The sequence below is a fragment of the Accumulibacter sp. genome, assembly GCF_029255125.1.
Lineage (GTDB): Bacteria > Pseudomonadota > Gammaproteobacteria > Burkholderiales > Rhodocyclaceae > Accumulibacter.
The window spans coordinates 1-8,695 of sequence record NZ_JAPUVR010000078.1; the positions used below are offsets into that span (position 1 = coordinate 1).

Sequence of the window (8,695 nt, forward strand, 5' to 3'; positions counted from 1 at the left end):
CCGCGTCTTCGCCACGCCCCCACCGCAAGCGCCTTGAGCTTGGCCAACGCACATCGTGCCCTTCTTCCTGCAGGAACAAACCATAGCGCTACCGTCTGCTGACGGGTTGTGGGAAAGGGTAAGGTGCCGCAGGGGGGTGCCGGTCGAGCGCTGGCTGACCAACTGGTAGCAGTTCGGCCGGCCTTTCAGCGCGCGCAGCATGTCGATCTCGGCCGCGTTGAACTCGCGCAGGTCGAAGCCGCCGTCCACCTTGCGGTAACACTTCCACCAGACGGCTTTGCCGTTCTCGTAATCCGGCATCCAATCACGCGCCAGCGTCGCGTAATGGTGGTCGAATGGTGCAATCGGGCGGGTCGGGTCGAGCGCGTCGAGCGCTTGTTCCCAGAGCGTCTTGCGTGGCGGTGATTTGGGTGACATGGCTGGGCTCTTCGAGTACGTGGCGGGGTGGGGTCAGGCGCGCCAGAACAGGCGCTGCCACCAGCGGCGCACCGGTGGCGCGGGCCGGCGTTGGGCGATGACGAGGCTGATGTCGTCGTTGCTGCCCGCCGCCCGCGCCGCCGTGGCGAGGCGGGCGGCGACCGCGGCGAGCGGGGCGACTTCGCCGCTCGCCGGCGCGAGCGCGGCGTGCAGTTCGCTGGCGGTGAGCCCGCGGTGCAGGCCGTCGCTGCAGAGCAGCAGGCTGGCGGCGAGCGGCAGCGCGAGCGGCTGCACTTCCGGCTCGCCCATGTGGCCGGTGCCGACCATGCACGCGCAGTCGTCGGCGCTGGCGCCTTCGTCCGGCGCTTCGCCGCGCTGTTCGTACGTCTGGTCTTCGGTCAGCGCGACGGCGTGCTGGTCGTCGAGGTAGTAGGCGCGCGCGTCGCCGATACGCAGCAGGTGGCCGTTGCCGTCGCTGCGCAACCAGGCGGCGGCGAGCGTCGCCGCGCCGGGGGCGAAGGTGACGGCGTGCAGCGCGCTGCGCACGCGGTCTTCGGCGCGCCGCATCCAGTCGGCGATCTGCCCGGCGTCGCCGAGCGCTGCGGCGGGCAGGTCGACGGCGTGCTCGGCCAGCGCCTGCGCGGCGATGTCGCCGCGCGCGCCGCCGCCGACGCCGTCGGCAACGGCGAGGAAGACGGCGTCGCCGTGCGCGCGCGCGCGCAGCGGGCGGATGGCGATGCGGTCTTCGCACTGCGCGTGGCGCACGCCGGTGACTTGCGCCCAGGCGATGCGCCAGCCGGGCACGTCTTGCGTGCCCGAGCGGACGGTGGGCGTTGGCGGGAAGTCGTCGTTCATCGCGCTCTTCGGGTGGTCGGCGGGGCTGGTGGGCTTGGCGGGGTCAGGAACTGCGGCTGGCGGCTGCACGCGCTGCGCCGCGCTCGTCGCCTCGGGACGGTATTCTATGCCTTTCATGGGGTTTCGATTCGCAGTTGCACGGTGCCTTCGCCGCCGTCGCCGCCGAGCGAGATGATCTGGCTGCTGCCGGCGAGCAGTGTGAAGCGTTCGGGTTGCGCGGCGTCGCCCAGGTAGCTGCCGTTGCGCCCCAGGCTGCGCAGGCTGACGATGCGCGTGTTGCTGTCGTAGGCGGTGATCTGCAGGTGATCGCCGGAGACGAAGCTGCTCTTGCCGTTGGCGTCCCGGCGTCCGGCGTGCACGCTGAGCGTGTGTTCGCCGCTCGGTGCGCAGCCGATGGTGAGCGGGAACTGGCCGGCATACACCGGATGACGGCGCTCGTCGCCGTCGCCGAGCAGGCGGAGGTAGAGCACCGGCAGTGGCGCAGCGGCGCGCAAGGGTGTGCACGCAGGTGCGCGCAGCGGGGTGGTCGGCGCGGTAGCGGGTGCGGTGGCCGGCGCGGCGTTGGCGCTGGCGCTGGCGTCGGCGTTGGCGTCGACGGTCGGCGCTGCGCTGCCGCCCGCTGCACGGCGGCGCAGCGTGACGTAGTCGCCGGAGAAGCGGAATGTGGCGTGCAGCCGCGCGCCGTCGCCGGCGAGCAGCGTGTGCACGAGGTAGCCATCGACCAGCGTTTCCGGCGCGACGACGTTGAGGCCGCGGAACTTGTCGAACTCGAGCTGCTCGGCGGCGCCGGGTGCTTTCAGGCAGCGCGCGATGGTGATCCGCTGGCGCGCTTCCGACGGCATCTGGGCGATCGTGCGCAGGCCGGGGGCATACACTTCGGGGAGAGCGACTTCGATGCTGCGCACCGAGAAGCCGGTGCTCGGGTCGTCGGCATGCACGGGTTCGACGTAGTCGCGCAGGAGGAGCGCGGTGGCGTCGGTGAGCGCGTTGTTGAAGGCTTGCAGCCACGCTTGCGTGGGCTCGGCGACGCGCTGCGGGGCGAGCGCCGGCTCGTCGAGGCGCTCGTCGTCTTCGTGCCAGTCGGCCGGCGGGCCGAAGAGGCGGTCTTCGATTATTTGGCAGAGGCGGCGCCAGGCGCCGGTGGCTGGCGCGGGCTTGGCCTGGCCGGCGCTGCGCTCGCCGGGTGGGTGTTGCGGGTGGGGTCGGAACGATGCGTTCATGCTGAGGTCTCCGGTGGGTTGAACAAGCCTTGGGCAGGGTGTGTCGCTGCTATAGGTAGAGACGTCGCCGGAGGCCGGCGACGGCCAGTTTTTCGGCACATTTTTGTCCGGCCTGGCCGGCAGGCGGAGGCGAAGGAGCAGGCGATGCGCGGGCAGACGGCGCTGGCGGGGCTGATGCACGGCGTAAACCAGGCCGTGCGCGGCGCGCGCTTCGAGCCAGGCGAGCAGTTCGCGCCAGCCGGGCGGTTCCGCGCTGCCCGCCGGCGGCGGCGACAGGCGCTGCGGCGCGAGGACGAGGTCGAGGCGAGTCGGGCGCGCCTCGGGATGACGGTGCGCGGCTTCGGCGAAGAGGTCGCGCAGTTCGAGCAGCAGGCTCGGCCAGTCGCCGGCGTCGCTCGTTCCGGAAAGGCGGAGCGTCGCGCCGGGGCGCGCGGGCGGGTTGCGGCGTCGGGCGTTCATTGGCTACTCTCCTTGGCGACGGCGGTCGCCGGCGTGTACAGGCTGTTGAGCAGCGCCAGGCCGATTTCGGCGGCGACGTTGCCGTCCGGCCCGCGATCGCCGGCGGCGTCGACGCGCTGGCTGCTACGCCGCCAGTTGCGCTCGACTTTGACCACGAGCAGCGTGTCGAAGGGCGCCTGCGCCGTCGGGGCGGCGAGCGCGGCGAACCACTTGATCGGCCGCAGGCGACACGCGGCGGCGACGCGCCGTGTCTGCGCGTTGTCCGGCGCCTGGCGCGCGGCGGCGCACTGCTGGCGCCATTCGTCGAGCGTCAGGCGGTCGGCCGGAAAGAGCGGCGTGCCGGTCTTGCCGGCGATGCGCGGGCCGCCGGTTGCGGCGCAGCGCAGAACGCCGCCGGCGCTGACGGCGTTGCGACAGGCGGTGAAGGCGGTGCCGCTGTCGCTTCGATGGACGCCTTCCAGCGCGCCGAGGATGCTGCGCGCGTCGTGCTGCGCCAGGCCGGTCGGCGTCAGCGGCGCGACCGGGCGGCGCTCGCCGCTGCTTTCCTGTACCGCCGCCAGCAGGTGCGGGGCGGCTGCTTGCGCCGCGCCGTTGGCCGCGGCGGCCAGGTGCAGCCAGCTTTCGGCGATGCCGAGCGGGGTGGCGAGCGCGTTGCCCTGGCCGAACAGCTCGGCCAGCAGGTTGACCAGGTCGGTGCCCTGGCAGCCGCGCCAACGCTGCTTGCCGGCGTGGCGCGCGCAGTCGCGCAGGTCTTCCGGGCGCAGTTGGTCGACACGTTCGGCCAGGCTGCGCCCGTCGGCGGTGCGCAGCAGGCGGCCGGCAAAGACCGGGTAGGCGAGCGTTGCGCTGCGCACGTGCAGCGCGTTTTCGCGGTAGGCGGCGCGCAGCAGCGGCGCTTCGCCGGCGCGCGGCGCGAGTCCGCCGAGCAGGTCGAGCTGCGGCCGGCAGGCTTCGCCGGCGCGGCAGCCGGCGTTCCAGCCGGTGCTGGCAAGAACGCGCTCGAGCGCGGCGAGCCGGCGGCGGATGCAGGCGAGGTCGAAATCGGCGGCGCGGCAGAGGACGAGGTCGATCATCGCTTCGGTGTCCGAGCTGCGCAGGATGTCGGGCAGCGCGCGCCTTTCCTGCGCGTGCAGCGTCTGCGCGGCGAGCAGGGCGGCGGCGAGCTGCGGTTTGTTCAGCGAGCCGGGCATTTCGGCTTGCTCGACCTGATTGTCCAGGCGGTGCAGGCGCGCCTTGTCGTCGGGCAGGGCCGGACAGTCGGCGCCCGCCGGGCGTCCCTGCTGGCGCTCGACGTAGCACGCGCTGCTCGCGCTGCCGAGGCCGAGAATGGCGCCGTCGCTCGCCTTGACGACGAGGATGCCGACGCTGCGCGCACGCGCGTTCTCGTACATCTCGCGCGCATGCCGTGCGACGCACCACCCGCAGCGCGCGCAGGCGGCGGCCTGACCGCTGTAGCACGCGGCGGTGATCTGCGCTTTCTGCTGCACGCCGGGGTCGAGCGTCAACCACAGGTGGCGGCCGACGTGCAGTCCGTTGGCGAGCGTGTTCGGGCTGGCCGCCTGCCACGGCGCGCGCCAGTCGCCGAGCAGGGCAAAGAGCGCGTTCGCCTGCGGCGGGTAGTCGCCCGGGGCGAGCGGCGTTCCTTCGTCGCAGCGCGTCGCCGCGGGCGCGGGCGCGCCGGCGCTCGCCGCGGCGTACAGGCATCCGGGCAGGCGGAAGGGGTTGAATCGCCACCAGGGCGCCGGGTTGTCGGCGGCGCGCAGGCGGTCGAGCAGTTGATCGCCGTCGGGCGCTGCGCGCAGCAGCCAGTCGGCCGCGTCGGCCAGCGCCTTGGCGGCGGGCGGCGCTTGTGCCTCGTCGCTGTCGCTGGCTGCCGCTGGCTGCAGCGCATGCGCCTGGGGCGCCTGCGCCAGGCGCTGGTTGAGCCGCTCGAGCGTCGCGCAGACGGCGGGCGGCTGCGCGCATTCGGCGCGCGGCGCGTTGCCGGGCTGCAGGCTGTTGCGCAGCCAGCGCAGCGCTTCCAGGCGCGGCTGGTTGAGGTGCAGGTCGGCGCCTTCGCCGGCCGTCGGTCGGCTGAGCAAGGCGACGAGCACGGCGGCGAGCACGCTGGCGGCGAGGAGGAGAAGAACGGCGGTGCGCGCCAGTGGCGATTGTGCGTAGCGACGATTCGCTTGCATGGCGGGGTCTCCGGGGTCTGATGGGTTGAGGATGAAGACGCGGCGGGGGCGCGCTGGCGGTCAGTTTTCCGCCAGCGCCAGGCCGCAGCAGACGGCCGCGCTGCACAGGCTGACCTTGCCGTACGAGAGCAGCGGCAGGTTGACGCCGGACATCGGCGTCCAGGCGAGCGTGCCGCCGACGCTGAGCAGCGTCTGCGCCAGGGCGACGATGGCGGCTGCGGTGAGCAGCCAGAAGAGCGCCGCGCGCTGCATGGCCAGTGCTGCCGGCGAGCCGGCTGGCGGCAGGCGGCGAGGCAGCGCAGACATGACGACGGCGAACCACCAGACGAGCGCCAGCCCGACGAGGGCGACGGCGGCGGCGCGGCCGTAGCGCGCGAGATGCGCGGCGAAGGCAAAGTCTTCGACCAGTTGCAGCGGCGCGCCTTGCACGCGGCTGCCGCGTCCGCTGGCACAGGCGGCTTCGCCGACCTGTGCCGGCGCGCCGCACCAGGGCGTGCGTCCGGCGCCGAAACCGCCGGCCGGGGTCGCCTGGATCAGCCAAAGGACGCGCATCTGGTCGTCGTGCGCGGCGAGTTGCGGCGTCGCGCGCGCCACTTCGCGCTGACGGGCGAGCGCGCTGACTTGCGGCAGCAGGTCGACCAGCGTGCCGCGCCAGACGGCGACGGCGCTCACCGCGAGCACGCCGGCGAGGAGCAGGGCGACGCCGCTACACTCGCCGGCAAGTCGGCGAATCGCCAGCACGCCGAGCAGCAGCGAGCCGGCGAGCAGCAGCACGAGCAGCGGGCCGGCGTCGGCGGAGACCGCCAGGCCGAGCGTCGCCAGGCCGCCCACCCAGAACAGCGCGCGCCACAGGCGGGCGCGGCGCGCCGGCGAAGCGGCGCACTCGCCACCGCGGTAGAGCAGCCAGGCGAGCATCAGACAGACGCCGATGCGCAGCGCTTCGCCGCTCAGGTGCGGCATCGCCAGACCGGGCAGCGTCGCGCTGCGCCCGCTGCGCCCGAGCCAGCCGACGAGCAGCGCCAGCGCGAGGCCCGCGCCGAGCAGGCGCAAGCGCTGGCGCGGGTCGATGGCGAGCGCCGACAAGCGGCTGACGCCGCGCAGCCAGGCGCGGCCGATGGCGCGCCGGGCGTAGGCGACGAGCAAGGCGATGCCGTTGGCCAGCCAGCAGGCTTCCGCGTGGCGCAGCGCGAAGAAGCGCGCTTGCGGATCGGCGCCGGCGGCGAAGTCGGCCATGACCAGCCAGGTGAGGCCAAGCAACAGGCACCAGAGTGGCCAGAGCAAGGCTTGCCAGCGGCTCGTCGGCGCCGCTCGCCCGGCAGCCGCGGGCGGCGTCGGCGAGCGCGCGGCGAGCCAGGAAGCCAGGCCGGCGAGGACGATGCCAGTCAGGCCGGCAGCGAACAGCCAGATCGCCGCGATAACGCGCGGTGTCCAGCCGAAGGCCTCATGCAGCGCTGTTTGTCCGGCAGGCGGCACGCCGCAGGCGAGGGCCATCGCCGCCCAGAGGACGAGTAGCCACGGCAGACCCCAGCGCTGCGCGCGGCGCGCCAGCCAGAGCATCGGCAGACCGAGAATGGCGACAGCCGGCAGCCAGTCGGGCGCGGCCACCGCCAGCCAGGCGGCGCGCGCTGCGCCGTCGGCCGGAACGGCGGCCAGCGCCGGCCAGTCGGCGTGCGCCGGCGGGAAGCGCACGCCGAGATCGGCAGCGCCGCCGCGCGCCACCGGCGGCGTCGCCGCCAGACGCAGGACGAAGGCGACGATGAGCGTGAGGACGACTTCCAGCAGCGCGTCGCGGCGCGCCGCTGGGCGCTGGCGCGTCGGGTGCAGTGCTTCGTCGGGAAGCAGAAGGGTTATGATGCTGGGCATGTGCGGCGTCTCCGGTGGGGTGATGCAGGTATAGACGCAGGCGATGCACGTTCAAGGTCAGAAAATGGCCGAGTTGGCGAAAATTGCTCGGGGAGAGGCGATGAACAACGACAGGGAAGAGGCGATCGTGCATTTCTGGCGGAACGGCGAGCGCGACGCGGCGTGCCGCGGCCTGCACGAGCTGCTCGACGAAGAACTGGCGACTGCCGTCTACGGCTTCGTGATCAGCGAGGAGAAGCCAGGCGCGTTCAACGACCAGCACGCGCGCAGCAATCTGGAAACCGGCGATCCGCTGCGCCTGCAGTTCCTGTTCAGCGAGGCGGCTGCGCGCCAGGCAACGCTGGCGATCGTCGATGGCGACCTATGGACGCTGACCGAACGTTTTGCCGCGCCGGCGGCAGCAACGCCACGCCGGCACGTCCGTACGGCCATCGTGCAAGCCGATTTTCGGCAATGGCTGCAAAGCGCCGGCGGCCGGCGCTACGTGGTCAAGCTGGCGAAAAAATTTGAGCGCGATTTTCACAACGTCGATCTGCCTGGCGACGATGCGGCGCAGATGGCGGTCGAGCGCCTGCTGCGCTACAAGCCGTATTCGCGCAGCTACGTCTACACGGTACTCGCCAACCTGTATCGCGACGAGTGGCGGAGACGTGGCCCGGCTCGGGTGGTTTCGCTGGCCATCGAGGAGGTGGGAATCGTCGCCGAACGCGTTCCGGTCGACGAGACGGGGGAGAGTCGCGGCGGACGGCCCGACCTGGCCGCCTTTACGCTGTTGCGCAAGGTGCAGCTCTTTGGTCTGCTCGACCAGGTGGCGCGGGAGATTCCCGGCATGTCGGTGCCGGTCGCCGACCAGCGCAAGCCTCGGCGGCTGAGCGAGGAGCACGCGCGGATCTTCCGTGACTGGTTGTCGCTCGAACCGAACGCACGTATCGACCCGGAGCTGACGGTCGAGGAAATTGCCGTCGAACGCGATCTGTCGCCGAAGACGGTACAGCGCAGGTTCACCGATCTGCAACTCGCGCTGACCACGCACCCGCGCTACGCCGAACTGCTCGAGCTGATGCTGCCCATGCGTCTGGTCGGCGAGCACGCCGGCGACGCGCCGTTCGCGCATTACAAGGCGCGCATCGACCAGATGATCCGCCAGGACCGCGCGCGGTTCCGCGAGTTGATCCTGTTGTGGGCAAGCGAGCTGGGACGTGAGGGGCAGGGCGCGTAAAGGGAGCCGGGCGGTGCCGCCTTGCGCCAGCGGCAAGGCCGGCGACTGCCGACCACGTGCGGCCCTCGCAGAGTGGCATGTCGGAAGTGTTGAAGCGCAACGCTTACCGGTTGCTTCCGCTCCTCAAAGCCAAACCCAAAAAAACCGCTGCAACGGAGCCCATTTTCGCCAGTAGCGGGGAACGTGACCGCGATTGCCAAGCGAAGCGGCCGTGCGCGTGAACATGCAGGGCAAGGCAACGGCGAATACTGGCGACGATTCGCGCGGCGGCAAGACGCGGGCAGTCGAGCGCGCCGCGCACTGTGCTGGCGCCAAAGTCGATCGCGCGGTAGCGCCGCCTAGCGGCGCTTTTCAGCGGGGTTCGTCGCCGAACACCGCGGCGAGCGTCGGCGCGCTGAGCAGCGCCTCGCCCCACGCTTGCAACTCGTCTTCACTCGCTTGCGCCAGACGCTCGCCAACCCAGGCCGGGAGGGGCCCAAAGCGGC

The 8,695-nt window shown here is 72.3% G+C and carries 6 protein-coding genes; 1 reads left to right on the plus strand and 5 read right to left on the minus strand.

Going from position 1 to position 8,695, the window contains the following annotated elements:
- From Q1L59_RS04325 to Q1L59_RS04345, 5 genes are all read right to left on the minus strand, one after another.
- The coding region (locus Q1L59_RS04325; protein ID WP_300328536.1) for a hypothetical protein at positions 1-417 on the minus strand (417 nt) is incomplete at its 3' end.
- A gap of 33 nt (positions 418-450) precedes the next feature.
- Positions 451-1,389 (minus strand): protein phosphatase 2C domain-containing protein, encoded by a 939-nt coding sequence (locus Q1L59_RS04330; RefSeq protein ID WP_300328539.1) that lies wholly within the window; start codon positions 1,387-1,389, stop codon positions 451-453.
- Complete coding sequence (locus Q1L59_RS04335; RefSeq protein WP_300328542.1) at positions 1,386-2,951, minus strand: hypothetical protein; 1,566 nt, start codon at positions 2,949-2,951, stop codon at positions 1,386-1,388. Before Q1L59_RS04335 ends, Q1L59_RS04330 begins: the two co-directional genes overlap by 4 nt.
- The gene (locus Q1L59_RS04340) at positions 2,948-5,128 is read right to left on the minus strand and encodes a hypothetical protein (protein ID WP_300328544.1); all 2,181 of its coding nucleotides are present in this window, start codon (positions 5,126-5,128) and stop codon (positions 2,948-2,950) included. The genes Q1L59_RS04335 and Q1L59_RS04340 overlap by 4 nt, the downstream gene beginning before the upstream one ends.
- A gap of 60 nt (positions 5,129-5,188) precedes the next feature.
- A complete protein-coding gene (locus Q1L59_RS04345) occupies positions 5,189-6,991 on the minus strand; it encodes a hypothetical protein (protein ID WP_300328547.1) in 1,803 nt (600 codons plus the stop codon).
- A gap of 100 nt (positions 6,992-7,091) precedes the next feature.
- Here Q1L59_RS04345 and Q1L59_RS04350 point away from each other — a divergent pair, with 100 nt between their 5' ends.
- A complete protein-coding gene (locus Q1L59_RS04350; protein ID WP_300328549.1) occupies positions 7,092-8,210 on the plus strand; it encodes a hypothetical protein in 1,119 nt (372 codons plus the stop codon).
- The last annotated feature ends 485 nt before the right edge of the window (positions 8,211-8,695 follow it).

Excerpts from the sequence above, each read along its gene's own strand:
- Q1L59_RS04340 (WP_300328544.1), bottom strand. The coding sequence starts at position 5,128 with ATGCAAGCGAATCGTCGCTACGCACAATCGCCACTGGCGCGCACCGCC.
- Q1L59_RS04350 (WP_300328549.1), top strand. The coding sequence starts at position 7,092 with ATGAACAACGACAGGGAAGAGGCGATCGTGCATTTCTGGCGGAACGGC.
- Q1L59_RS04345 (WP_300328547.1), bottom strand. The coding sequence starts at position 6,991 with ATGCCCAGCATCATAACCCTTCTGCTTCCCGACGAAGCACTGCACCCG.
- Q1L59_RS04330 (WP_300328539.1), bottom strand. The coding sequence starts at position 1,389 with ATGAAAGGCATAGAATACCGTCCCGAGGCGACGAGCGCGGCGCAGCGC.
- Q1L59_RS04335 (WP_300328542.1), bottom strand. The coding sequence starts at position 2,951 with ATGAACGCCCGACGCCGCAACCCGCCCGCGCGCCCCGGCGCGACGCTC.